The 25,738-nt window shown below is 63.6% G+C and carries 23 protein-coding genes and 2 tRNA genes; 20 read left to right on the plus strand and 5 right to left on the minus strand.

Annotation, left to right across the window (positions count from 1 at the left end):
* Positions 1-136 precede the first annotated feature (136 nt).
* Positions 137-1,057: a sugar kinase gene (locus tag FJV77_RS01770; RefSeq protein WP_142865142.1), complete on the plus strand. Its 921-nt coding sequence runs from the start codon at positions 137-139 to the stop codon at positions 1,055-1,057.
* A gap of 4 nt (positions 1,058-1,061) precedes the next feature.
* On the opposite strand, the gene FJV77_RS01775 is transcribed toward FJV77_RS01770, so the two are convergent.
* The 3 genes from FJV77_RS01775 to FJV77_RS01785 all read right to left on the minus strand — a co-directional run bounded on the left by FJV77_RS01775 (position 1,062) and on the right by FJV77_RS01785 (position 4,876).
* Positions 1,062-2,087: an aldose epimerase family protein gene (locus tag FJV77_RS01775; protein WP_142865509.1), complete on the minus strand. Its 1,026-nt coding sequence runs from the start codon at positions 2,085-2,087 to the stop codon at positions 1,062-1,064.
* 195 nt (positions 2,088-2,282) lie between these two features.
* Positions 2,283-3,740 (minus strand): NAD-dependent succinate-semialdehyde dehydrogenase, encoded by a 1,458-nt coding sequence (locus FJV77_RS01780; protein WP_142865143.1) that lies wholly within the window; start codon positions 3,738-3,740, stop codon positions 2,283-2,285.
* 185 nt (positions 3,741-3,925) lie between these two features.
* A complete protein-coding gene (locus FJV77_RS01785) occupies positions 3,926-4,876 on the minus strand; it encodes an AEC family transporter (RefSeq protein ID WP_142865144.1) in 951 nt (316 codons plus the stop codon).
* Between the two features lie 110 nt (positions 4,877-4,986).
* Here FJV77_RS01785 and FJV77_RS01790 point away from each other — a divergent pair, with 110 nt between their 5' ends.
* The 10 genes from FJV77_RS01790 to FJV77_RS01835 all read left to right on the plus strand — a co-directional run bounded on the left by FJV77_RS01790 (position 4,987) and on the right by FJV77_RS01835 (position 15,628).
* A complete protein-coding gene (locus FJV77_RS01790; RefSeq protein WP_142865145.1) occupies positions 4,987-8,001 on the plus strand; it encodes a caspase domain-containing protein in 3,015 nt (1,004 codons plus the stop codon).
* A gap of 102 nt (positions 8,002-8,103) precedes the next feature.
* Complete coding sequence (locus FJV77_RS01795) at positions 8,104-8,652, plus strand: histidine phosphatase family protein (protein WP_142865146.1); 549 nt, start codon at positions 8,104-8,106, stop codon at positions 8,650-8,652.
* A gap of 217 nt (positions 8,653-8,869) precedes the next feature.
* Positions 8,870-8,944, plus strand: a tRNA-OTHER gene (locus tag FJV77_RS01800).
* Between the two features lie 2 nt (positions 8,945-8,946).
* A tRNA-Asn gene (locus FJV77_RS01805) sits at positions 8,947-9,015 on the plus strand.
* A 368-nt stretch (positions 9,016-9,383) separates the two neighbouring features.
* Entirely contained in the window at positions 9,384-10,529 is a 1,146-nt protein-coding gene (locus tag FJV77_RS01810) for a slipin family protein (protein ID WP_185970167.1), read from the plus strand.
* Positions 10,530-10,706: 177 nt separating this feature from the next.
* The gene (locus tag FJV77_RS01815) at positions 10,707-10,988 is read left to right on the plus strand and encodes an acyl carrier protein (protein WP_006335407.1); all 282 of its coding nucleotides are present in this window, start codon (positions 10,707-10,709) and stop codon (positions 10,986-10,988) included.
* A gap of 55 nt (positions 10,989-11,043) precedes the next feature.
* Positions 11,044-12,234, plus strand: coding sequence for a beta-ketoacyl-ACP synthase (locus FJV77_RS01820; protein WP_142865147.1), 1,191 nt, complete (start codon positions 11,044-11,046; stop codon positions 12,232-12,234).
* 42 nt (positions 12,235-12,276) lie between these two features.
* Positions 12,277-13,548: a beta-ketoacyl-ACP synthase gene (locus FJV77_RS01825; RefSeq protein ID WP_142865148.1), complete on the plus strand. Its 1,272-nt coding sequence runs from the start codon at positions 12,277-12,279 to the stop codon at positions 13,546-13,548.
* A 36-nt stretch (positions 13,549-13,584) separates the two neighbouring features.
* Positions 13,585-14,613, plus strand: coding sequence for a zinc-binding dehydrogenase (locus FJV77_RS01830; RefSeq protein ID WP_142865149.1), 1,029 nt, complete (start codon positions 13,585-13,587; stop codon positions 14,611-14,613).
* A 4-nt stretch (positions 14,614-14,617) separates the two neighbouring features.
* Positions 14,618-15,628: a lipid A biosynthesis lauroyl acyltransferase gene (locus FJV77_RS01835; RefSeq protein WP_142865150.1), complete on the plus strand. Its 1,011-nt coding sequence runs from the start codon at positions 14,618-14,620 to the stop codon at positions 15,626-15,628.
* 4 nt (positions 15,629-15,632) lie between these two features.
* Here the strand turns inward: FJV77_RS01835 and FJV77_RS01840 are convergent, their stop codons facing one another.
* On the minus strand, positions 15,633-16,064 hold the full coding sequence (locus FJV77_RS01840) for a L,D-transpeptidase (protein ID WP_142865151.1): 432 nt from the start codon (positions 16,062-16,064) through the stop codon (positions 15,633-15,635).
* Positions 16,065-16,287: 223 nt separating this feature from the next.
* Between FJV77_RS01840 and FJV77_RS01845 the strand changes: the two genes are divergently transcribed.
* The 5 genes from FJV77_RS01845 (at position 16,288) to FJV77_RS01865 (ending at position 22,597) form a co-directional block, all read left to right on the plus strand.
* Positions 16,288-17,568: an acetylornithine deacetylase/succinyl-diaminopimelate desuccinylase family protein gene (locus FJV77_RS01845; RefSeq protein WP_142865152.1), complete on the plus strand. Its 1,281-nt coding sequence runs from the start codon at positions 16,288-16,290 to the stop codon at positions 17,566-17,568.
* Positions 17,569-17,689: 121 nt separating this feature from the next.
* Complete coding sequence (locus tag FJV77_RS01850) at positions 17,690-19,168, plus strand: ABC transporter substrate-binding protein (RefSeq protein ID WP_142865153.1); 1,479 nt, start codon at positions 17,690-17,692, stop codon at positions 19,166-19,168.
* Complete coding sequence (locus FJV77_RS01855) at positions 19,165-20,112, plus strand: ABC transporter permease (RefSeq protein WP_142865154.1); 948 nt, start codon at positions 19,165-19,167, stop codon at positions 20,110-20,112. Before FJV77_RS01850 ends, FJV77_RS01855 begins: the two co-directional genes overlap by 4 nt.
* Complete coding sequence (locus tag FJV77_RS01860; protein WP_142865155.1) at positions 20,109-20,978, plus strand: ABC transporter permease; 870 nt, start codon at positions 20,109-20,111, stop codon at positions 20,976-20,978. Before FJV77_RS01855 ends, FJV77_RS01860 begins: the two co-directional genes overlap by 4 nt.
* On the plus strand, positions 20,975-22,597 hold the full coding sequence (locus FJV77_RS01865) for a dipeptide ABC transporter ATP-binding protein (RefSeq protein ID WP_142865156.1): 1,623 nt from the start codon (positions 20,975-20,977) through the stop codon (positions 22,595-22,597). Before FJV77_RS01860 ends, FJV77_RS01865 begins: the two co-directional genes overlap by 4 nt.
* A 16-nt stretch (positions 22,598-22,613) precedes the next feature.
* Here the strand turns inward: FJV77_RS01865 and FJV77_RS01870 are convergent, their stop codons facing one another.
* On the minus strand, positions 22,614-23,045 hold the full coding sequence (locus FJV77_RS01870) for a TerB family tellurite resistance protein (protein ID WP_142865157.1): 432 nt from the start codon (positions 23,043-23,045) through the stop codon (positions 22,614-22,616).
* A 199-nt stretch (positions 23,046-23,244) separates the two neighbouring features.
* Here FJV77_RS01870 and FJV77_RS01875 point away from each other — a divergent pair, with 199 nt between their 5' ends.
* The 4 genes from FJV77_RS01875 to FJV77_RS01890 all read left to right on the plus strand — a co-directional run bounded on the left by FJV77_RS01875 (position 23,245) and on the right by FJV77_RS01890 (position 25,683).
* Entirely contained in the window at positions 23,245-24,030 is a 786-nt protein-coding gene (locus FJV77_RS01875; protein WP_142865158.1) for a TSUP family transporter, read from the plus strand.
* 52 nt (positions 24,031-24,082) lie between these two features.
* Entirely contained in the window at positions 24,083-24,253 is a 171-nt protein-coding gene (locus FJV77_RS01880) for a hypothetical protein (RefSeq protein ID WP_142865159.1), read from the plus strand.
* A 113-nt stretch (positions 24,254-24,366) separates the two neighbouring features.
* Entirely contained in the window at positions 24,367-25,191 is an 825-nt protein-coding gene (locus FJV77_RS01885; RefSeq protein WP_142865160.1) for an AraC family transcriptional regulator, read from the plus strand.
* 72 nt (positions 25,192-25,263) lie between these two features.
* Positions 25,264-25,683, plus strand: a complete 420-nt coding sequence (locus FJV77_RS01890) for a VOC family protein (protein ID WP_142865161.1) — start codon at positions 25,264-25,266, stop codon at positions 25,681-25,683.
* The last annotated feature ends 55 nt before the right edge of the window (positions 25,684-25,738 follow it).

Here is a 25,738-nt window from a genome sequence, read left to right on the forward strand (position 1 = left end):
ATAACGTCACGGGAAGCAGTTCGCGTCCCGCCGCTGCTGTGGGAAAACGCTTCTGGCGCAAAAAACCGCCGCCGCCAAGCATGGCGCTGCCGGCCGCAAAAAGCTACAGGACCGAAACCAAACCCGAGGGAGAGTTATGGCAGCAGACGGCGTCGCTTCGATCGGTGAATGCATGCTCGAACTGTCCGGCCAGACCGGGCCCAACTGGCGCATGGGCTTTGCCGGCGACACGTTCAACACGCTGTGGGCACTGCATGCGCTGAGCGGCGAGAGGCCCGCCACTTACGTCTCTGCCTTCGGCGACGATCCGTTCTCGCAGGGTCAGATTTCCTTTTTCGCAGAAAACGGCATCGGCATCGGCGCCAGCCCGGTCATCCCGGGTGCCCGGCCCGGCCTTTACGCCATCACCTTGACCGGCGCCGAACGCGCCTTCACCTATTGGCGCAGCGACGCGGCGGCCAGACGGCTTGCCTCGGACCCGGTTGCCTTGGCAAAAAGCCTTGAAAACCAGGCTCTTGTGTATTTTTCCGGAATCACTTTGGCAATTCTGGACGCCGCCGCACGCAAGACGTTGCTGGCAGCGGTGGCCAAGGCCCGCGTTGCCGGTTCGCTGGTCGCCTTCGACCCCAACTACCGGCCGCGCCTCTGGCAGAGTCGCGAAGAGGCGCAAGCTGCGATCCTCGATGCGCTTGCCGTCACCGACATCGCGCTGCCAACCTTCCCGGACGAGCAGATGCTGTTCGGCGACACCGCGCCGCAAGCGACCGCAGCGCGGTTTGGAAAACTGGTCGGCGAAGTCGTCGTCAAGAATGGCGAGGAGCCGGCATTGATCGCCACTGGCGGAACCCTGCAGCCGGTTCCGGCCCAGCATGTCGCCACCCCGGTCGACACCACCGGCGCCGGCGATTCCTTCAATGGCGGCTATCTCGCCGCCCGGCTTGCCGGCCACGCGCCGGCAGAGGCCGTGCAACGCGCCCATCGCGTTGCCGCCGCTGTCGTGCAGGTCCGCGGCGCCCTGGCGCCGTTCGAGACGCTTAGGACGGCGTTCGACAGTTGAGTTCTCAAGGTAGGCGGAAGCGGTATTCCGTCACCTGATGATAGATCTGGCCCGGCCACAGCGTGGCCTGCGGGAAATAGGGCCGGTTCGGCGCATCGGGCCAGGCCTGTGCTTCCAGACAAAAGCCGGAAAATGCCTTGTAGCGCCGCCCGTCCAGGCCGCCTGAGGTCGGCGTGACATATTGGCCGGTGTAAAGCTGTAGGCCAGGCTCGGTGGTCCAGACCTCCATCTCGACGCCTGAATTGGCGCCTTGCGCCCACGCCACCTGGTGAAGCGGACCACGGCTGGACGCAAGGCAGAAATTGACGTCGTAGGGGAGCTGCTCGCCCTCCGTTTCCATGCGCAGCGGCCGCGCCTGGCGGAAGTCAAAAGGGGTATCGTCGACAGGCTTGACGACGCCGGTCGGGATCATCTCGCCATCAACCGGCGTGTAGGCGCCGGCATTCAGCATCAGGCGGTGGTCGAGGATGTCACTGGTGCCGCCATCGTCGAGATTGAAGTAGGAATGCTGCGCCAGATTGCACAGCGTCGGCTCCTCGCAGGTCGCCGTCAGTTCCATCGAGAGCGTGCCGGGGATCTTCAGCCGGTAGGTGCAGGTGACGTCGAGCGCGCCGGGGAAGCCCATCGTGCCGTCGGGATCGTGCAGCGTCAGCGTGACAAAATCCCGGCCGTGCAGCGAAACCGTCCATGGTCGGTGGAAAAAACCCCGCGAACCGCCATGCAGCGTGTGCTTGCCTAGGAAATTGCGTTCGGTCTGGTAACGCTGGCCGGCGATGGTGAAGCGGCCGTCGCGGATGCGGTTGGCATAACGGCCGACGACCGCGCCGAAGAAGGCCCGGTCGGTTTCGTAGGGCTCGAAGCGGTCATAGCCCAGCACCAGCGGCGCATCGTGGCCGGCGAGCCGCAGATCCTGAATGATCGCCCCGAGCCCGATGATGTTGGCACTGATACCGCCGCCACGGATGGTGAAACGACGGACGGATTCGCCCGCCTGCGTCGTGCCGAAGACTTCGCCGTCCTTCATCGCTATGCCCAAATGCTAATTCGTCGATCTACGGACTTAGAGCAATTCCAGGAAAAGTGTGAAACGGTTTTTCCGTCAGGAATTGCATCAAACAAAGAAAAAGAGCGGTTTGACGTTTCCGTGAAACGGTGAACCGCTCTAGGCCGGCTGAACGTGGTCTGGCAAGGGCAGGCACGCGGCCTGCCCCTGCCCGTCAATGGTTTAGAGGCCGAGGCCGCCGAGGCAGACATATTTGGTGTCGAGATAGTCCTCGATACCCTGATGTCCGCCTTCCTTGCCGAGGCCCGATTCCTTGACGCCGCCGAACGGCGCTTCCGGCGTGGTGATCAGGCCTTCATTGACGCCGACCATGCCGTATTTCAGACCCTCCATGACCCGGAAGGCGCGGCCGAGATCGCCGGTGTAGAAATAGGCGGCAAGGCCGAACTCGGTGTCGTTTGCGAGCGCGATGGCCTCCTCCTCGGTCTCGAACTTGAACACCGGGGCGATCGGGCCAAAGATCTCTTCCTTCATGAAACGCATGTCAGGCTTCGCGTTGGCGATGACGGTCGGCTGGAAGAACGAGCCGCCAAGCGCATGGCGCTTGCCGCCGGCAACGACCTTGCCGCCCTTGGACGTGGCGTCGGCGATGAATTCCTCGACCTTCTCGACCGCCTTCACGTCGATCAGCGGTCCCTGCTGGACGCCCTCTTCCAGGCCCGAGCCAACTTTCAGGCCATTACTGGCTGCGACCAGCTTCTCGACAAACTTGTCATAGATGCCGGCCTGCACGAGGAAGCGGTTGGTGCAAACGCAGGTCTGGCCGGAATTGCGGTACTTGGCGGTGATGGCACCGGCAACGGCACGGTCGAGATCGGCATCGTCGAAGACCAGGAACGGCGCGTTGCCGCCAAGTTCCATCGACACTTTCTTGACGGTGACCGACGACTTCTGGATCAGGATCTTGCCGACCTCGGTCGAGCCGGTGAAGGTGATCTTCGATATCAGCGGGTTGGCGCAGATCTCGTCGCCGATTTCGGCAGCCGAACCGGTCAGGATGTTGACGACGCCCTTGGGGAAGCCGACTTCCTCGGCAAGCGCGCCCCAGGCAAGACCGGAATACGGCGTCTGCGAGGCCGGTTTGACCACGGCGGTGCAGCCGGCGGCAAGCGCCGGGCCGAGCTTGCGGGCAAGCATCGAGGATGGGAAATTCCATGGCGTGATCGCGGCGATGACGCCGACCGGCTCCTTGGTCACCAGGATGCGGCGATCGCCCCACGGCGACGGCACGACGTCGCCATAAGTGCGGCGGCCTTCTTCGGCGAACCACATGATGTAGGCGGCGGCAGAGCCGATCTCGCCCTTGGATTCGGCCAGCGACTTGCCCTGCTCGATGGTGAGCAGTTCGGCCAGCACGTCCTGATTGTCCATCATCGCGTCATGCAGCTTGCGCAAGAGCTTCGAGCGTTCGAGCGCAGTGGTCTTGCGCCAGGTCTTGAAGGCCTCGGCGGCGGCTTCGATGGCGCGGCGGGTTTCCGCCTTGCCCGACTTCGGCACGGTGCCGATCTTGAGGCCGGTGGCCGGGTTGTTGACGTCCACCGTCTGGCCGCTGTCGGCCTGCACCCATTCGCCGTTGATGAGATTGGCCTGGCGCATGAAATGGCTGGTTTTCTGAAGCATGGTCTAGCCTCCGTTCGGCGCACTGACGGGCCGGTTTCTGGATCTCTTTGACGAGCGTGCACAAGGCGGCGGTGCCGGCACGCTGGAGCCACTGCTCTTTACCTAGGGCAAGCCCCGCAAGCAATTGCAAGATGGCATATAGGGGTTGGGCCAGCGCAAGACGAGAGCCGCACGCAAGTTAGCCCCTAACCAAAGACATGAACCACCACTGTCAGCCAGAAGGTCGTCGTGAAAGCGGCACAAGCCGTGGCGATGGTCATCTGGTTCGACGCCAGCGCCTGGCCAGTGTTGAACTGCACGGCGATCAGATAGGAATTGACCCCGGATGGCATCGCGGCGACCATCACAGCCACCTTGGCCGTCAGCGGCGGCAGGCCGAGCAGCCAGACGAAGACCAGCACCAGCGCCGGCATCAGGAAAAGTTTCAGTGCCGAAAGCACCAGCGCCGGCCTGACATTTCCCGAAATGCCGAAGCGGCGCAGGCTGAGCCCCATGGCAAACAGCGCCACCGGCGCCGCCGTAGCGGCCAGCGCATCGACCAGGCGCATGGCGACATCAGGTAGCGGCGCACCGGTGATGCGCCATGCAAGCCCCACCAGAATGCCGATGACCAACGGATTCATGAACAGCCGCCTGAGGAAGCTACGGACAACGCGCCAGGGATGCATGGGTTCGCCACTGCCGCGGCCGAACACTTCGAACAGCACGATCGAGGCCATCAGCATGATCGGCAGATGCACCGAGACCAGCAGAGACAGCACCTCGAAGCCATCCGCTCCGAATATGCCGAGTATAAAGGGCGCGCCGAGCAGCACAACATTGGAAAACGCCGACGACACGCCGCCGACGACACCGGCGCGGGCATCCCTGCCGAAAATGCGCGTGGTGACCAGATGGCCGGCGGCCCAGGTGATGGCGACTGCCGCGAAATAGGCGAACCACAGCGGCCATGGCGCCACGCCGTGGAAGTCGGACCTCACCATCGTCTGGAACAGAAGCAGCGGCATCGCCACGTTGACGGCGAATTCGGAGATGCCGTCGCCGCTCGCCGGCCTGAGATAGCCGGTCCACCCGGCGATATAGCCGAGCGCGACAAGACTGAAGACGAAGAGGACGGTTTCGGTAAGCGGCGACATTTCCCGAGGGATAAGCGAGCCATGGTCGCGGCGCAATCGCGCCCGAATTTGATCATCGTCGGCCGGCAGGCTTATAGAGGGTTTGGAGCATTGGGCGGACGACACGACAAATGGCCTTTGTTGCCACCTCGAAAGGCAATCTTGTCCGGCAGCTGGCGGCTTTCGTCACCGTGCTGCTTTGCCTTGCCGTATCTGTGGCTGAGGCCACTGAGACCAAAAGCCTCAAGGGCGTGGCGCTGATCATCGGTCAGTCGAAATACGAACATATCGCGGCCCTTGCCAATCCGGCCAATGACGCCCGAGACGTGGCCAAGATGCTGACCGACCTCGGCTTCGACGCCCGCAATGTCACCGACCGCGATGCCGCCAAGCTGAAGCGCGACCTCGACCGCTTCGTCGAGGACGCCGAAGGCGCTGATGTCGCTTTCATCTACTATTCCGGCCACGGCATCGAAGCCGGCGGCGAGAATTATCTTGTGCCGGTCGACGCCGATCTCTCCTCGCTGAAGAATGCCGGTGAGGCGCTGGTGCCGATTTCCACCGTCATGGACGAGCTGAAGAAGACCGTGCCGGTGACGATCGTGCTGCTCGACGCCTGCCGCACCAATCCGTTTCCGGCCGACGCGGTCGTGCGCCGGGCGCCGACGGCTTCCGCCGAGCCCATCGGCACCGGCGGGCTGGAACCGGTGCGCGGCGCCAAGGCGCTCGGCAATGCCTCGGCCGACGATGCGAGCCTCGGCACGGTGGTGGGCTTTGCCGCCGAACCGGGCCGCCCGGCACTCGACGGCGCCGCCGGCGAAAACAGCCCCTACGCAACCGCCCTGCTGCGCCATCTCACGGCGATGAAGGGTACGGAATTCGGCTCGGTCATGCGCATGGTCACCGAAGAAGTCTATCTCGACACCAAGGCTAAGCAGCGCCCCTGGGTCAGCGAGAGCCTGCGCCGGTTGCTCTATTTCGGCGTCGCGCCGCCGGAGCCGACCGGCGATGACGGGCTGATCACCGGCGAGAGGCGGCAATTGCTGCTGACCATTTCGGACCTGCCCGACCCCAAGCGGGCGCAGGTGGAACTCGCCTCGCTTCAGGACGGTGTGCCGCTCGACGCGCTCTACGGCGTGCTCAAGGCGCTCGGCACGGAAAAGATCCCCGAAGATCCGAACGACCTGCAGAAGGTGCTGGACGGCCAGGCCGAGCGCCTGAAGAAGATGATGGCCGAACGCGCGGCGCTGCGCACTGACGACCCCGAAATCTCGCGCCTCGTCGCCTCCGCCGACAAGGCCATCAACCAGGGCGCCATGGTGACGGCACGCAAATTCCTTGATGACGCGGTCGGCCGGGTCGAGGAAAACAGCGGTGCAGTTGACGAGGCCGAGGATCTGGTCAAGCAAAAGCGCATTGCCGACGCCGCCGTCTACGCCAAACGCGCCGACGCCGCCGCGCTGGTCTTCGACTACAAATCCGCCGCCAGTGACTACGCCAAGGCGTTTTCGCTGGTCGAGAAATGGGACGACAAGCTGCGCTGGAACTACAAGAACCAGGAGGCCGAGGCGCTCAACGCTCATGGCTCAGCTTCCGGCGATCTCGATGCGCTGCAGCAGGCAATCGAAGCCTACCGTGTCATCCTCAACTTCATTCCTGATGGTGAACAGAATCGCGATTGGGCAATCACTCGCAACAACATGGCGGTTGTGCTGCAAACCATCGGTGAACGCGAAACCGAGACCACGCATTTGGACGAGGCGGCGCAGATCTTCCGCGATTCACTTGTCGTCTTCGAGCGCGAGAAAGACGATCGCAACTGGGCTGCGGCGCAGAACAACCTTTCCAACGTGCTGCTGAAGATAGGGGAGCGCGAAAGCGATCCGAAGCGCCTCAACGATGCGGTGGTGGCCATGCGCGCCGCCCTGGAGAAGCGCCCGCGCGACAAGCTGCCGCTCGACTGGGCCGCGTCGCAGAACAATCTCGGCCTGGCGCTCTATGCCCTTTCCGAGCGCGAGCCCGGCGGCGAGCATCTGAAGGACGCGGAAGCCGCCTACCGCCTGGCGCTCGAGGAATACACGCGCGAGAAAGCTCCCGTGGAATGGGCGATGGTCCAGAACAATCTCGGCAACACGCTGGTTACGCTCGGCATCCAGCTCAACGAAAAGGCCAAGATCAATGAGGCGGCCGACGCTTTTCGCGCCGCACTCGAAGTGCGAACCCGCGAAACCTTCCCGGTGTCCTGGGCCACCAGTCGCCTCAACCTCGGCAATGCGCTGAGCGGTGTTGCCCGCTTCGATATGGGCACGGCCACGCTCGACGAAGCAGCGGCTGCTTACGACGACGCGCTGACCGTGTTCACCCGCCAGCGCTTCCCGATGGACTGGGCGTCGGCCCAGAACAATCTCGGTTCGATCTATCAGACGCTTGGTCAGCGGACGCGTGATGCGGCCAAGCTGGAACAGTCGGCCGCGGCCTTCCAAGCCGCTCGGCAGGTGTATGTCAGGCGGAAGTTCCCGCAGGACTGGGCTATGAGCTACTACAATCTTGGCAACACGCTGCAGCTGCTGGGCGGCGTGACCGACAAGCCCGAGCACTATAGCGATGCGGTCGACGCCTACGGCAATGCGTTGCGCGAGTACAAGCGCGAGACGAACCCGCGGCAATGGGCACTGGCCCAGGCCGGCCTGGGCTCGACGCTGCACTGGCTGAGCATGAGCAATGGTGATGCCAAGACCCTGCAGGATTCGATCGATGCGCGGCGGGCAGCGCTTGAAATACTCACCCTCGAGGCGGCACCGGTCGACTGGGCCAATGCTCAAAATGGCATCGGCATGAGCCTGCTCAACCTCGGCAATCTCCAGCGGACCGACAAATATCTCAACGACGCCGAAGCGGCGTTCACGGCGACGCTGAAGGTGTTTACGCGCGAAAGCCAGCCGCTGCAGTGGGCCTTCGAGCAGAACAATCTCGGTGACGTCCACTGGAACCGCGCCAGCTACGGCGCGGGCAAGCCGGAATACCTCAAGGCAATCGAATTCTTCGAGAACGCCAAGCAGGGCTTTACTGAAGCCGGCTACACGATCCCAATCTCGCTCACCGACCAGAAGATCGATCTGGCGAAGAAGCAGATGGCGAAAAAGTGAAGTTGCGGATGGAGCGTCCGCCTTTCGCTTGTCTTTGTGGCGGCTTTCCGATCCCTATATGCGAATGACCGGGGCCGACATCCGGCTCTCGGAAGGTTTCAGATGATTCGATTTGTGCTGGCGCTATTTCTGCTTGTTCTCCCCGCCGTCGCCCATGCGACGGACGCCGGCTGGGCGCTGCTGCGTGACGGCGGCCGTGTCGTGCTGCTGCGCCATGCGCTGGTCACCGGCACCACCGATCCGGCCAATTTCGACATCGACAACTGCGCCACCCAGGTCAATCTGTCGGCGCGCGGCAAGCAGCAGGCGAACAAGATCGGCGCCTTGTTCGGCGCCCGCGCCGCCCCTGTTGAGCGCGTGCTATCCAGCCGCTACTGCCGCTGCCTCGACACCGCCCGGATCGCTTTCGAAGCCGACCCCGAGCCTTTCGCACCGCTCGATCTGCTGCAGAGCGATCCGACCGAGAAGGCCGCGCAGCTTGCCGCGGTCGTGAAGGAAATCCGCGCCTATACCGGCTCGGACAATCTGGTCATGGTCACGCACCTCGAAAACATCGTGGCGCTGACCGGCGTGTCGCCGCGCGAAGGCGAAGCGGTGGTGGTCGAGCTGCAAGGCGACGGCCTGCGCGTGCTCGGCCGCGTCACTTTCTGACAAGCCCGTCGGCCCCGCGCACTGTTGCCGAAATGCCACCACCGAAAGAAGCCGCAAAGAAGCCGCCACAATGCCGCTTGCGACAACCCGTCGCAGGGTCTATAGGCGCGCTCCCGGTCACGAAAACCGAAGCGAGCACAACGGTTGGAGCTTTCGTCTCCGCCCGTGCAGGCGGCTTTGCCGCCCTGCATACGGCGCCGTTTCGGGTGGAGGGATTGCGGGTGTAGCTCAGAGGTGAGAGCGCCGGATTTGGGTCCGGAGGTCGAGGGTTCGAGTCCCTTCATCCACACCACGGATAGCTCAGTTGGGTAGAGCATCAGACGGTTAATCTGATTGTCGAAGGTTCGAATCCTTCTCCATTGGCCTGATAAGCCAACACCTTTGGGTGGTGTTATCTGAAAAACGGTCCGGGGACCGGAATGCTGAAGACCTGACGAGCCGCCGAAGTCTTCGGGCCAAGGCAGATCGAAAGATCCGACGCCATCGGCTCGCGGCCAGGCCCGCGGTGATGATCAAGGCGCAGTGTCGCCGGCAAGGGAGGCCAAGGCTTGCCGAGCCCGCTTCGCTACCCCGCGATCCGCTCCCGAAGGCCCGCCACGGATCGATGTCACCGGTCCCCGGATCATTCATGCCGGGCTGGAAGTACGAGACGATTTGAAACGAGAAACGAAGGGAAGATCGAAGCATGACGTGACGCCTCGCATGGGGCCATGCCCGACAGGAGTAAGACAATGACGACTATTCTCGACAAGGTTCTTGGACGCGAGCGCGTCCTCGTAAGGGAAAACGAACGTGCCCTCACCCTCTACAGGGGGGAGATCAAGGCTGTCCTGCTGCCGGGCGAGCATTCGCTCGCCAACCGGCGCGGCAACCTTGAAGTGTCCCGGCACGATCTGAAGAATCCGGAATTCGTTTCGGCATACGAGAAGGCGTTGTTCGACAAGCTCCCGGATGTGGCCGCGCGTCATTTCACTGTCGTTCGCACCGGACGCACGGAGGTCGCCGTCATCGAGCGCGACGGCAATCTGCACGCCGCCCTCGCGCCGGACCGCAAGCTGGTGCTGTGGACGGATGCCGGGCCGTGGAAGGTGACGCTGGTCGACACCGCAGTCGATCTCGCCATCGATCCGGCGCTCATGCGCCGGCTCGGCCAAAGCAGGAAGACGGAATTGATGTCCGTCCATCCGGTCGTCGATGGCCAGGCCGGACTGCTGTTCGTCGACGGTGTGCTGGTGCGCACGCTTGACGCCGGCGTGCATGCGTTCTGGAATGTCGGGCGCATGGTGCAGGTGAAGGTCGTCGACCTCAAGCGCCAGTCGCTTGATGTCGCCGGGCAGGAAGTGCTGACCAAGGATCGGGTGACGATCCGCGTCAACATCGCCGCCGAATACCAGGTCGTCGACCCGGTCAAGGCGGTGAGCACGGTGAAGGACTTCTCCGAAGCCCTCTACCGCGCCCTGCAGTACGCCTTCCGCAAGACGCTTGGCGCGCTGACGCTCGACCAGATCCTTGAAAAGAAGGTGACGGTCGATGAGGAGGCGGCGGCCAAGGTCCGTGCCGACATGGCCGCGATCGGGGTCGAGGTCAGCGATATCGCGCTCAAGGATGTGATCCTGCCGGGCGAGATGCGCGAAATCCTCAACCAGGTGGTTTCGGCCGAAAAGCAGGCCGAGGCCAACGTCATCCGCCGCCGCGAGGAGACGAACGCAACGCGTTCCCTCCTCAACACGGCCAGGGTGATGGCCGAGAACCCGGTGATGCTGCGGCTGAAGGAGCTTGAGGCCCTGGAAACCATCGCCGGCAAGGTCGAGCGGTTGACCGTCCACAACGGGACGGGCGGACTGCTCAACGACATCGTCAAGCTTCGCGAAAACTGAGCTGACTTTACGTCAATCGGAAGGGCCGCCGGCCTATTGGGCGGCCCTTCTTGTCTTTATGGGAAGGCCATCCCATCTGCGCCCGGCGCATCAGGCCTTTTCCTGCCGGGAAAAACCGATTAGACAGCGCCCAAACCAGATGCGGACAGATTCCGCCCGCAACCGAAGGAAGAGCCCTTGTCCACCACGTTCGACAAAGTCGCCAAGATCATTGCCGACACCAGCGAGATCGATATCGACACCATCACCCCCGAGAGCCACACGATTGACGATCTCGGCATCGACAGCCTGGATTTCCTCGACATCGTCTTTGCCATAGACAAGGAATTCGGCATCAAGGTGCCGCTGGAAAAGTGGACCCAGGAAGTCAATGACGGCAAGGCCTCGACCGACGATTACTTCGTCATGAAGAACCTGTGCGCCAAGATCGACGCGCTGGTCGCTGCCAAGAACGCCTGATATCGGCAAGCGCGCGGCCTTGACGGGCCGCGCCGCCTGACCCACAAAGCCGCTCATGAGCAGCCCCCGCGACGTCGTCATCACTGGCATTGGCCTTGTCTCCTCGCTGGGAGAAGGCCCAGACGCCCACTGGCAGAAGCTGGCGCAGCCAGGCCTGCAGCCGGTGCTCGAAGCCGCGCGCTTTGCGCCCTACACCGTCCATCCGCTGCCCGAGATCGACTGGAACCTGCAGATCGCCAAGCGCGGCGACCAGCGGCAGATGGAGACATGGCAGCGGCTCGGCACCTATGCCGCCGGCCTTGCGCTGGACGACGCCGGCATCAAGGGCAATGACGAGCTCTGCACGACCATGGACATGGTGGTGGCCGCCGGCGGCGGCGAGCGCGACGAGGCGGTCGATGCCGCCATCCTTGCCGCTTCGGAAAGCCGCAACGACCGCGACGTGCTGCTGAACGAGAAGCTGACCACCGAATTGCGGCCGACCCTGTTTCTGGCCCAGCTTTCCAATTTGCTCGCCGGCAACATCTCCATCGTCCACAAGGTCACCGGATCGTCCAGGACCTTCATGGGCGAGGAAGGTGCCGGTGTCGCCGCCGTCGAGACGGCTGCCGCGCGTATCCGCTCGGGACAGTCGACGCATATTCTGGTCGGCGGCGCCTTCCAGACCGAACATTCCGACATGCTGCTGGGGTATGAACTGGCCGGCTATCTGCATCGCGGCCCATGGAAGCCGGTCTGGCAAAGACAGGGTGCCGAGGGTGGCGGCCTGGTCTCCGGCTCCGGCGGCGCCTTCCTGGTGCTGGAACAGCGCGAACACGCGACAAGCCGCGGCCGCAAGATCTATGCCGAGCTCGGACCGGTCGTCTCCGGCCGCGCCCGGCGCTCGCGCGGCGAACTCGACGCCGAGATCGCGGCGTTGCTCAAACAGGCAGCACTCCCGAACGGTAAGCTGCTTGCCATGTCCGGCGCTTCCGGCGCGCATACAGCAACATCTGCCGAGAAGGCAGCGCTCGATGCCAATCCGGCGATATCGGCGCGCGGTTTCGCGACGCTGACCGGGCATATGAAGGAAGCGCAGTTTCCGTTCGCTGTGGCGCTCGCCGCACTGGCAGTCGACCGCAAGGCCGCCTACCCCGTTTTCGACGCCGCGACCGAGAAGCCGTTCGAAGGCATCCCAGAGACCGTGCTTGCAACGGCGATCGGCTATCACCAATTCGAGGGCATGGCGCTGGTCAACACCGCCTGAGGCGGCGCTGCGCGATCATGCTGCAAAGTTAAGAGGTTCCGGATGGCCAATCTCAGAGATCACATGGGCAGGCCGATCGTCGCCGTCACCGGCATCGGCGTGGTGACCTCGCTCGGCGTCGGCAAGGCAGATAATTGGGCAGCGCTGACCTCCGGCAAATCGGGCATCCACCCGATCACTCGCTTTCCCGTCGACCACCTCAACACCCGCATCTCCGGCATGGTCGACTTCCTCGACTCAAGCTCGAAGGGCGCCAGCCTGCTGACCTACGAGTTGGCTGAGACCGCAGCAAATGAGGCCGTGGCCGAATCCGGCCTCGACTCCTCTGATTTCGGCGGCCCGCTCTTCCTTGCGTCGCCGCCGGTCGAGCTCGACTGGCACGATCGCTTCTCGCTCTACAATTCCGACGGCCAGGGCGCCGGCGCCGAAAGGCTGCTCAGGGTGGCGCGCGGGCTGAAGGAAACAGATACTTTCGCAACGACGCAGTTCGGCGCGATCGCCGACCGGCTGGCTGACCGGTTTGGCACGCGTGGCCTGCCGATCACGCTGTCGACCGCTTGCGCATCAGGCGCCACGGCCATCCAGCTCGGCGTCGAGGCAATCCGCCGCGGCGAATGCGACCGGGCGCTGTCGATCGGCGCCGACGGCTCGGCCACCGCCGAGGCGCTGATCCGCTTTTCGCTGCTGTCGGCGCTGTCGACCCACAACGACATCCCGGAAAAGGCCTCAAAACCCTTTTCCAAGGACCGCGACGGATTTGTGCTCGCCGAAGGCTCCGGCGCGCTGGTGCTGGAATCGCTCGAGGCTGCCCTTGCCCGTGGCGCCAGCGTTCTCGGCATCCTGCGCGGCTGCGGCGAAAAAGCCGACGATTTCCACCGCACCCGCTCCAAGCCCGACGGTTCGCCGGCAATCGCCGCCGTGCGCGCAGCCCTTGCCGATGCCGGCCTCAGCAAAGACGAGATCGACTACGTCAACGCCCACGGCACCTCGACGCCGGAAAACGACAAGATGGAGCATCTGTCGCTGTCGACCGTGTTCGGCGAGCGGTTCGGCTCCATGCCGGTCTCGTCGAACAAGTCGATGATTGGCCATACGCTGTCGGCGGCGGGTGCTGTGGAGGCGGCATTTTCTCTGATGACCATGCGCGAAAGCGTCATTCCGCCGACCATCAACTACGACAATCCCGATCCGGCGATCGTGCTCGACGTGGTGCCGAACAAGAAGCGCAATGCCGAAGTCGGCACCGTTTTGTCGAACTCCTTCGGCTTCGGCGGCCAGAACACCTGCCTTGTCATGGCGCGGGAACCGGTCTAAGCGAGCCCTTCCGCTCAAACAGAACCGACAGGCCTTATGCGCGCACTGCAACTTATCGAGGATCGCCGTCTTGAAACGGTGGACCTGCCGCCCCCGCCGCCGCCCGCACTGGGCGAGGTCACACTGCGCATCAAGGCGGTGGCGCTGAACCACATCGACGTCTGGGGCTGGCGCGGCATGGCCTTTGCCAAGCGCAAGCTGCCGCTGGTCGTCGGCGCTGAAGCCTCCGGCGAAGTCGAGGCCGTCGGTCCCGGCGTTTCCAGCCTGCTGCCCGGGCAATTGGTGTCGATCTATGGCGCCCGCACCTGCGGCCTCTGCCGTGCCTGTAGCGAAGGCCGCGACAATCTCTGCGAACATGTATCGGGCGTGCACGGCTTCCATCTCGACGGTTTTGCCCAGGAGAAGATCAACCTGCCGGCGCGCCTGCTGGTCCCTGCCCCGCCCGGCGTGACCGATGTCGGAGCGGCGGTCGCGCCCGTCACCTTCGGCACGGTCGAGCACATGCTCTTCGACAATGCGAAGCTGCAGCCCGGCGAGACGATCCTCATCCATGCCGGTGGCTCTGGCATCGGCTCGGCGGCCATCCAGCTGGCCAAGCGCATGGGCTGCACCATCATCACCACGGTCGGCTCGAACGACAAGATCGACAAGGCCAGGGCGCTCGGCGCCGACCACGTCATCAACTACCGCGACGACCGTTTCGAGGGCGTCGTGCGCAAGCTAACCAAGAAGAAGGGCGTCGATGTCGTCTTCGAACATGTCGGCGCCGACACCTTTGCCGCCTCGATGCTCTGCCTCAAGCGCGGCGGCCGCCTGGTCACCTGCGGCTCGACCTCCGGCGTGTCGACGCAGATCAACCTGATGCAGCTCTTCCAGCAGCAATTGAAGCTGCTCGGATCCTTCGGCTGCCGCATGGAGAACATGGCCAACGCCATGCAGAAGATGGCGGCCGGACAGGTCGTCCCGGTCATTGACACCGAAGTCGGCTTCGACGGTATCGACGCCGCGCTGAAGCGCATGGAAGGCCGCGACGTGTTCGGCAAGATCATCCTGCGCGTCTCCTAGGCCAATGGTCGGCAAGGTGTTCAAGAAAGCCCGCCGGGACTTCATGTTCCGCTATGGCCGAAGACTGCGCCAGATGGAGCACTGGCTGGTGGCGCGTGCGGCGATGACGATCATCTCGCTGCTGCGTCTGCTGCCGGCCGACAGCGCGCTCAATTTCGCCGACCGCGCCGCCCGCCGCATCGGCCCGCGGGTCGGACGCCACCGCGTTGCCATCAACAATCTGCGTCTAGCCTACCCCGACAAGAGCGACGCCGAGATCGAGGCCATCGCCTCCGACATGTGGGGCAACATGGCCCGGCTCGCCGCCGAATACATCTTCCTCGACGCGCTGTTCGACTACGATCCGAAGGCGACAAAGCCCGGCCGCATCGAGGTTCGGGGCGCAGAGCATTTCCTCGATATAGCCGGCGAAGAAAAGCCGCATATCCTGTTTACGGGCCATCTCGGCAATTTCGAGCTTTTGCCGGTGGCGGCCGCCACCTTCGGCATGCAGATCACGGCGCTGTTTCGCCCGCCCAACAACCCGTACCTCGCCGACTACATCCACTCGACCCGCCGTTCGAGCATGGGCGCTCTGTTGCCCTCCTCCACCGGCGCCTCCTTCGCGCTGGCGTCCATTCTCGAGAACGGCGGCAATATCGGCGTTCTGGTCGACCAGAAATTCTCAAGCGGACTGGAGACGACCTTCTTCGGCCGCCCGTGCCAGAGCAATCCGGTTCTGGGCATGCTCGCCCGCCACTATGACTGCGACGTCTACCCGGCGCGCTGCGTCAGGCTGCCGGGCAACCGTTTCCGCCTCGAGATCGAGGACAAGCTGACCTTGCCGCGCAACGACAGCGGCAGCGTCGACGTTGCCGCCACCACGCAGTTGCTCGCCGACGTGGTCGAGCGCTGGGTGCGCGAGGACCCAGGCCAGTGGATGTGGTTCCACAAAAGGTGGGAAATCTCAGGCCGGCGCCGCCGCCGGCGCGGTCAGGCAAAGGACGCTGCCGGCCAGCGGCAGCGTCAATCTTAGGTCATCAGTTCGTAACCACGATCCGGGTGTTGCCGAAGCCGACTTCCCGCACCATCGAATAGAACATCGCGGCGTTGGCCGTGTGCAACCGCACGCAGCCATGCGAGGCCGGGCGCCCAAGCTGCCGGACTGCGCCGGTGCCGTGGATGGCGTAGCCGCCATGGAAGAACACCGAATAAGGCATTGGCGACATGTGGTATTTTTTCGAATACCACATCCGCGCCGTCCGCTGCGGCCGATAGGTGCCCCGCGGCGTGAAGTAGCCGCTGCGGGCGGTGGACACGCTCCAGCGATAAAGCACCTGGCCGTATTGGCTGACGGTCATGGTCTGCGATGAGACGTCGATGCTGGCCACCAGCGAAGCGGCCCTGCTTTCGATGGACGTGCCAAACAGCATCGCCGCAAAAGCTGCCGCCATGAGAACGATTTTAGTCATGAGATCAAACCCCTTTGATGCCCCTTGCCTGCTCTGTCATCACGCGATTTTTCATCTTTTTAACGACAGGTGAGTGATCTAACACACACTCCTTGATAAAATCGCCAATCTAAAGCAGCGAATTTGAACGATTTTCCCGCTATAGTTGCTGCGGCGACACGTAGTTTCGACGCCATTGGCGTGACGCTTGCAAAACCATCCCCTTGCCTGCTCAACTCCCGGCATGAACGAACGACTCCTCAAGGCGATCGACGCCCGCACCGATGATCTGGTCCAGCTCACTGCCGACCTGATCCGTTTCCCGACCATCAACCCGCCGGGCGAAGCTTATCGTCCTTGCGCCGAATACATCGCTGCCCGGTTAGGCAAGCGCGGCTTCGAAACCGAGTTCATCCGTGCCGAAGGCACGCCCGGCGACACCGAGCGCTACCCGCGCGTCAATGTCGTCGCCCGCTTCGACGGCCGCTCGCCCGGCGCCTGCGTCCATTTCAACTCGCATATCGATGTCGTCGAAGCCGGCGAAGGCTGGAGCGTCGATCCCTTTGCCGGCATGGTGAAGGACGGCAAGGTTTACGGCCGCGGCGCCTGCGACATGAAGGGCGGCCTCGCCGCCTCGATCATCGCGGCCGAAGCGTTCATGGAGGTTTTCCCCGATTTTCCCGGCGCCATCGAAATCTCAGGCACGGTCGACGAGGAGTCCGGCGGTTTCGGCGGCGTCGCTCATCTGGCCAAGCTCGGCTATTTCTCGAAACCGAAGGTCGACCACGTCATCATCCCGGAGCCGCTGAACAAGGACCGTATTTGCCTTGGTCACCGCGGCGTCTGGTGGGCGGAGATCGAGACCAAGGGCGAGATCGCGCATGGCTCGATGCCGTTCCTAGGCGACAATGCGGTGCGCCACATGGGCGCGGTGTTGCAGGCCTTCGAGGACGAACTGTTTCCAGCGCTCGACCGCAAGGTGACGCGCATGCCTGTCGTCCCCGAAGGGGCAAAGCGCTCGACCATGAACATCAATTCGATCCATGGCGGCCAGACCGAGGATTTCCGCCCGGGCCTGCCCTCACCTAACGTGCCCGATGCTTGCCGGCTGACCATCGATCGCCGCTTCCTGCTTGAGGAAGATCTTGCCACGGTCAAAAGCGAGGTGACCGATATCCTCGACCGGCTGAAGCGCGAGCGCAAAAAATTCGACTACGAAATCCGCGACCTGATGGAGGTGCTGCCGTTGATGACCGAACGCGATGCGCCGGTGGTCAAGGCGGTGGCGCAAGGCATCATGGCGATCTTCGACCGCGAACCGGATTATATTATTTCGCCAGGCACTTACGACCAGAAGCACATTGCCCGCATCGGCCACCTCTACGATTGCATCGCCTATGGTCCGGGCATTCTCGATCTCGCCCACCGGCCCGACGAATGGGTCGGTATCTCGGACATGGTGGAATCGGCCAAGGTGATGGCAATCGGGCTCAACGTGCTGCTCCGGGGCACGGCTGCCGGCTGAACCATCGGCTTCGCTGAAAAAACATTCCTCCCGGCGCCACCACAGAGCACGAAACGCAATTTACTCCACCTCGAAATCACGCTTCTATCGCACCAGGGTTCGAGCATTTGGGAGTTGCACGATGAAATTGTGGAAAACCATTCTTGCCGCCGCGCTGTTGGCGCTGGCAACCGGCAGTCAGGCATTTGCCGCGCGCACCGACCTGGTCATCGGCATTCCGCTCGAACCGCCGCATCTCGATCCGACCGCCGGTGCCGCCGCGGCGATCGACGAAGTGCTCTATGCCAACGTCTTCGAGGGCCTGACCCGCATCGGCCCGAACGGCGAAGTGTTACCGGATCTCGCCGAGAGCTGGGCCATTTCCGATGACGGCAAGGTCTACACCTTCAAGCTGCACACCGGCGTGAAATTCCATGACGGCACCGATTTCGACGCCAGCGACGTGAAATTCTCGCTCGACCGCGCCCGCGCGGACAATTCGGTCAACGCGCAAAAGGGCCTCTTCGCTGCCATCGACACGGTCGAAGTCGTCGATCCGGCGACGGTGAAGGTGACGCTGAAGAACCCGCAAGGGTCGTTCCTCTACAATATGGGCTGGGGCGACGCGGTGATCGTGGCGCCGGAGAGCGCCGACACCAACAAGGAAAAGCCGATCGGCACCGGCCCGTTCAAATTCCAGAGCTGGGCCAAGGGCTCATCGATCACGCTGGTGAAATCCGACACCTACTGGGGTGCCCCGGTATTCCTCGACAAGGCCGAGTTCCGCATCGTTCCCGATGCCGCGGCTGCCGTGCCGGCGCTGCTCTCCGGCGACATCCAGGCCTTCCCCTTTTTCGATCCCGACAGCGTCGCGCAGGTCAAGGACGACCCGCGCTTCCATGTGGTGATCGGCTCGACCGAGGGCGAGACCATCCTGTCGATCAACAATAAGAAGCCGCCTTTCGACAAGCTCGAGGTACGCCAGGCGATTGCCTTCGCGCTCGACCGCAAGGCGATCATCGACGGCGCCTCGGCCGGCCTCGGCGTGCCGATCGGCTCGCACATGTCGCCCGCCAGCAAGGCCTATGTCGACCTCACCGGCCTCTATCCGCACAATGTCGACAAGGCGAAGGAACTGTTGAAGCAGGCCGGGTTTGAGAACGGCTTCAAGGCGACGCTGAAACTGCCCCCGCCCTCCTATGCCCGCCTCGGCGGCGAGATCATCGCCTCGCAACTGCGCGATGTCGGCATCGATCTGGAGATCATTCCGGTCGAATGGGCGCAGTGGCTGGATCAGGTGTTCACCAAGAAGGATTACGACCTCACCATCGTCTCCCACACCGAGCCCAACGACATCGATATCTATTCGCGCAAGGACTATTATTTCAACTACGACAACCCGGCCTTCGACAAGATCATCGCCGAGCTGAACCTCACCTCCGACGACGCCAAGCGCAACACGCTGCTCGGCGAAGCGCAGAAGATCCTGGCCGACGATGCCGTGGTTGGCTTCCTCTACGAACTGCCGAAGGTCGGGGTGTGGGATGCCAAGCTGCAAGGCCTGTGGGAGAACGCGCCGATCCAGGCGAATGACCTGACCAAGGTGAAGTGGACGGATTGACCGCCTACCTCCTAAAACGCCTCGCCATCGCCATCGCCACCTTGATCCTGGCCTCGATGGTCGTCTTCGCCGTGCTGGAAATCCTGCCCGGCGACCCGGCGCGGTTGATGCTTGGCCTCAACGCCAGCGCCGAACAGGTCGAGCAGCTGCGTAACCAGATGGGCCTCAACGCGCCGCTTGTCCTGCGCTATTTGCACTGGGTGGGCGGCCTGCTCAGCCTCGATTTCGGCCGCTCCTACACCTATTCGGTGCCGGTCATCGACCTTGTCCGCGAACGCATGGCGGTTTCACTGCCGCTGGCGCTGATCGCGTTGGCGCTGTCGACCATCATTGCCATTCCGGTCGGGCTCTATTCCGCCAGCCGGCGCGGCCGGGCCGGTGACACCATCGCCATGGGCGCGGCCCAGCTCGGCGTCGCCGTGCCGAACTTCTGGTTCGCGCTGATGCTGATCTACCTGTTTGCCGTCTGGCTGCGGCTAGTGCCGGCCGGCGGCTTTCCCGGCTGGAGCGCCGGTGTGTGGCCGGCGCTGAAATCGCTGCTCTTGCCGGCCGTAGCACTTGCTCTGCCTCAGGCGGCGATCCTGGCTCGCGTCGCCCGCTCGGCGCTGATCGAAGTGCTGAACGAGGACTATATCCGCACCGCCCGCGCCAAGGGCCTGCCCTACCGCGCCGTGCTGTGGCGGCACGCGCTGCGCAATGCGATGATCCCGGTGCTGACCATTCTGGGTCTGCAATTCGCCTTCCTGCTCGCCGGCACCATCATCATCGAAAACGTCTTCTATCTGCCCGGTCTGGGACGGCTGGTGTTCCAGGCCATCACCCAGCGCGACCTGATTGTCGTCGAAAGCATCGTCATGCTGCTGGTCGTCGCCGTCATTGCGGTCAACCTCGTCGTCGATGTCTCCTACGCCATCGTCGACCCCCGCCTGCGAGGCCGGCAATGACGCTGCACATCGACATCCCAGAGGAGACGTTTGGCAGCATCCTGGCCAAGGCATTCCGCAACCGCTCCTTCCTCATCGGCTTCGCCATCACTGTGCTGGTGGTGGCAATGGCACTCATCTCCTATATCTGGACGCCTTACGACGTGACCAAGCTGGTGATCTCGGAAAAGACGCTCGCGCCCTCTTCGGCGCACTGGTTCGGCACCGATCATTTCGGCCGCGACATCCTGTCGATGATCATGGTCGGCGCCCGCAATTCGATCGCCGTGGCGTTGGTCGCGGTCGGCATCGGCATGGGCGTCGGCGTGCCGCTCGGCGCCTTCGCCGCCGCACGCGGCGGCTTTGTCGACGAGGCGCTGATGCGGCTGAACGACCTCGTCTTCGCCTTCCCGGCGCTGCTGTCGGCTATCATGATCACTGCCATCTTCGGACCGGGCGCGATCAACGCCATCATCGCCATCGGCATCTTCAACATCCCGGTGTTTGCGCGGGTCGCCCGCGCCGGCGCGCTGGCGATCTGGCCGCGCGAATTCATCCTCGCCGCCCGCGCCGCCGGCAAGAGCAAGACCCAGATTACAATCGAGCACGTGCTGCCCAACATCGCCACGTTGCTGCTGGTGCAAGGCACCATCCAGTTCGCGCTCGGCATCCTCGCGGAAGCCGGGCTGTCCTATGTCGGCCTCGGCGCGCAGCCGCCAATGCCGAGCTGGGGCCGCATGCTGTTCGACGCCCAGACGCGAATGGTGGTGGCGCCGTGGATGGCGATTTTCCCGGGCATGGCCATCGTCATCACCGTGCTTGGGCTCAACCTGCTCGGCGACGGCATTGCCGACATACTCGACCCAAAATCGCGGCGGCAGCGATGAGCCTGCTGGAGATCGAAAACCTGTCGCTTATGATCGGCGACACGCCGATCCTGAAGGCGGTCGAACTCTCTGTTGCGCCCGGCAAGGTGATGGGCTTGGTCGGCGAATCCGGCTCCGGCAAGTCGATGACGGCGCTGACCATCATGCAGCTTCTGCCATACGCGGCGCGCGCCAGCGGGCGCGTCTCTTTCGACGGCATCGACATCCTGGCGGCCACCGAGGACCAGATGTGCGCGCTGCGCGGCGACGATATCGGTATGGTTTTCCAGGAGCCGATGACGGCGCTCAATCCGGTGAAAACCATCGGCGAACAAGTCGCCGAAGGCATACGCTGGCACACCAAGGCAAGCCGCGCCGACGCCGAAGACCGTGCTCGTAAAATGCTCGACCGGGTCGGCCTGCCCGAAGCGAAATTCCCGCTGTCTCGCTATCCGCACGAACTGTCCGGCGGCCAGCGCCAGCGCGTCGTCATCGCCATCGCCTGCGCGCTGAAACCCAAGCTACTTATCGCCGACGAGCCGACGACGGCACTCGACGTGGTGCTGCAGGCGCAGATTCTCGATTTGCTGCGCGGCCTTGTCAGCGAAAACCGCATGGGCCTGCTGTTGATCTCGCACGACCTCGGGGTCGTGACCGAGATGGCCGACCGTATCACCGTCCTGCGCCATGGCGAGGTGATGGAGACCGGTGACACTGCACGCACACTGTCGGAACAGCTGCATCCCTACACGCGCCAGCTGGCGCTGGCCTCGATGCATGTGCCGGCGCGCCCCAAAACCCATGCAGTGAGCCAGAGCAAGCCGCTGCTTGAGGTCGAAGGCGTGACGCGGGATTATTCCGGCCGGCGCACTTCCCTGTTCCAACGCCCGACGCCAATCCGCGCTGTCGATGACGTCTCCCTGTCGTTGGCGCCCGGTCAATCGGTGGCGCTGGTCGGACGCTCCGGCTGCGGCAAGTCAACGCTCGCGCGCATGATCCTGGCGCTCGACAAATCGACATCGGGAACGATCCGCTTTCGCGGCGAGACCATCACCGGCAGGAGCGAGGCGGAGCTCAAAGCAGCGCGGCGCGACATGCAGGTGGTGTTCCAGGACCCTTACGGTTCCTTCGACCCGCGCCTGAGGGTCGAGAAACTGGTGGCCGAGCCGCTGCATGTGCTGGAGAAAAAGCCGACGCCTGCCGAGCGCCGCGAGATGGTGGCGCATGCGCTTCACGAAGTCGGCCTCGGCGTGAGCGACATGGACAAATATCCACATGAATTCTCCGGCGGCCAGCGCCAGCGCCTGTCGATCGCCCGCGCCATCATCACACGCCCGAAATTGGTGGTCGCCGACGAGCCGGTCTCGGCACTCGACGTCTCGATCCGCGCCCAGATCCTCGATTTGTTCGCCGAGCTCAATCAGAAGCTCGGCATCGCCTATCTCTTCATCACCCACGATCTGACCGTCGCCCGCGCCATCACCGACGAGGTGCTGGTCATGCATGACGGCAGGATCGTCGAGCGCGGCAAGACGAGCGACGTGCTCGATCATCCGCAGTCGGAGGCGGCCAAGGCGCTGGTCGCGGCAGCCCCGGATTTGCATCGGGCGATTGCACGGAGATTACAGGAACAAGGCTAGCGGCCAGGCGGCCGGCTTACTCCTCCGGCTTCACCATATCGACCGGGCTGATGTCGAGCAGGTCGAGCGTGCGGCGCAGCAGCCGCACCTCGCTCTCGGCCAGTTTCGAATCGGCCTTGGCGATTTCCGCCATGTGGCGTGCCAAAAGCTTGCGCCGTTCGACATCGAGATCACGAAACAGCGCGATGGCCTGCGAGCCGTTGGTCTCGTAGCCGAACTCGTTGAGATATTCGATGACCGCGTCGATGCTGGTTTCCGGGATGCCGAAAGCGTCCTTGCAGATGCGCCGGAAGGCGACCATCTCGCTCTCCGACACCGAGCCGTCGGCGAGGATCATGCGAAACAACATCAGCAGTTCCGCCGACAGCACCGGGTCGTCGGCCACCTTGCGCACGCCGGGGTCGCCATCGAAGATCGAGCGTATCTGATCGAGCAATGCCATCGCCAACAGTGTCCCTTCCCCGAGCCCGCCCCAGTGCATATGACCCAAAACTGCGCAGCGGCTTTGGGATAATGACATGCACCACAGGAAATCCAAGCGCAACGCGCCCTGATAGAGGTAGCGCGAAATCGGCCTTGCGCAAAGCGGGTTGCCGTGGTCGAAGGCGCGGCGCCACCTTTCCCGCCGGAATGCTCAGAAAATCCCGATGATCGACCTCGCTGCCCAGACCGTTGTCATGCTCGCCTTCGCCGCCTTTGCAGCCGGCTTTGTCGATTCGATAGCCGGTGGCGGCGGCCTGATCACCATTCCAGCGCTGCTGCTAGCCGGTTTCCCGCCGGCCGCGGCACTCGGAACCAACAAGCTGCAGGGCATTTTCGGCACCGGCTCGGCGACCATACACTACGCCTTGAATGGCCATGTCGAATTGCGGCGCCAGCTGCCGTCAGCCCTTCTCGCCTTTGCCGGCAGTGCCGTGGGCGCCTTGCTGGCGGCCTTCGTGCCGGGCGACCTCTTGCGGGCGCTGCTGCCGCTGCTGTTGATCGCCATCGCGATCTACTTCGCCGTGAAGCCCAACATGAACGATGTCGACCGCGCCGAGCGCCTGTCGCCCTTTCTGTTCGGACTGACCGTTGCCCCTTTGGTCGGCTTTTATGACGGCCTGTTCGGGCCGGGAGCCGGCTCCTTCTACATGCTGGCCTTCGTCAGCCTCGCCGGCTTCGGCGTGCTGAAGGCAACCGCACACACCAAGCTGCTCAATTTCGCCTCCAACATCGGCGGCTTCGTCGTCTTTGCCGTGGCCGGCGTCATATACTGGAAGATCGGGCTGATGATGGGCGTCGCCCAGTTCCTTGGCGCGCGCCTCGGCGCCAGCCTTGCCATCCGCATCGGCGCACGGCTGATCAAGCCGCTGCTGGTGATCATCTGCCTGGCGCTGGCGATCAGGCTGCTGGCCGATCCGGCAAACCCATTGCGCCAGCTAATTGGTGTATAAGCCCACGCCCTGATAGAATGTGGTCGTACGAATCATGTTGGAGGGACCACACATGAATCTTAGTGCACCCACTCAGCTTATTTTCATTATTTCCCTTGTTATCGCCATCATCGGCGTGCTCGCCGCGCTTGGCGTTCTTGCGTTTATTCCCGTGGCATCGGTCTGGATTATGCTCATCGCCTACATCGTGCTTGCCGCCGGCTGCATGATGCGCGGCGCCTGAGCATCCAACTCTCAGGTAACCGAGGCGCCCGGCCAAAAGCCGGGCGCTTTTGATTCCGGCCCCTTTTGATTCGGATCGGGGCTCTGCTAGATTTGATCGGCAAAGGATGGCCTATGCCGATCGAGATGCAGCGCCGCAAGGAACAGGACCTCTCCATCGCCGGGCGGTTCGAGATGCGCCGGCGGGCTCCGCCGCCCGCGCTCGAGGGCATTGTGTCGGACATTTGCGGCTATCGCGAAACCGCGCCCGGCCATTTCCGCAACATCGAATATGCCTCGCTGACCGTGCCGCTGGTGGTTAGCTTCGCCGAGCCGTTCGCCATCGGGCTCGGCCGCAACCCCGGCGATAATGACCGTTTCGCCAGTTTCGCCGCCGGCCTGTTTGCCGGCCCGGTAATGATCGAGTCCTTCGGCGCCTGCTGCTGCGTGCAGATCAACTTCACCCCGCTCGGCGCCCGCCGCTTCTTCGGCTTGCCTATGAGCGAGCTGACCGACAGCATGGTCGCGCTCGACGATGTGCTTGGCCCCGAGGGCATGGCGCTGCGCGAAAGGCTTGGCAATGCATCGGATTGGGCGGCGCGTTTCGACCTTGCCGAGGCCTTCGTCGCCACCCGTCTCGGGCATGCCGCCGATACGTCGCCTGAAATTGCCTGGGCCTATGAACGCATCGTCACATCTGGCGGCCGGACCCGCATTTCGACCATCGCCGAGAAACTGGGCTGGAGCCGCAAACATCTCGCCGGCAAGTTCTCCGATGCGACCGGCATCAGGCCGAAGACGCTGTCGCGCATCGTGCGTTTCAACCGGGCGCTCGGCCTGTCTCGGCAGGACCAAAGCGACTGGGCCGATATCGCCGCCGATTGCGGCTATGCCGACCAGGCGCATCTGGTGCGCGAGTTTCGCCAGCTCGCCGGCGATCCGCCAACGGCGCTGAGGTAACATTTCTTCAAGACCGGCGAGCCGCCTTCGAACAGAGTGGGTTGTCGACCAACCCGATTGAAGGAGATTTTCATGCCAGCCACCAATGAAGCACCCCGGCTCTACCCGGCGCTGCGCTACAAGAATGCAGGAAAAATGATCGACTGGCTGTGCGAGGCCTTCAGCTTCGAGGTCCGCGCCCGCTATGGCGAGGGCGACATCGTGCACCACGCCGAACTCACTTTCGGTTCCTCCCTGATCATGCTGGGCACGGCGCGCAGCGACGATTACGGCAAGATGGTCGGCGAGCCCGGCTCCGGCGGCGGCAAGTCGATCTATGTCGCCGTCGATGATGCCGACGCCGCCCATGCCCGGGCCAAAAAGGCCGGTGCCACGATCATCCAGGAACTGACCGACCGCGACTACGGCAGCCGCGAATTCATCTGCCGCGACCCGGAAGGCAATGTCTGGTCGTTTGGCACGTATTGGCCGAAGGCCGGCGAGAAGGCGTAAGTCGGAAGCGCTGCGGACCTGAGATTTGCCGCCGAAGTTTGAACTTCGTCATCCC

The sequence above is a fragment of the Mesorhizobium sp. WSM4306 genome, assembly GCF_007003975.1.
Taxonomy (GTDB): domain Bacteria; phylum Pseudomonadota; class Alphaproteobacteria; order Rhizobiales; family Rhizobiaceae; genus Mesorhizobium.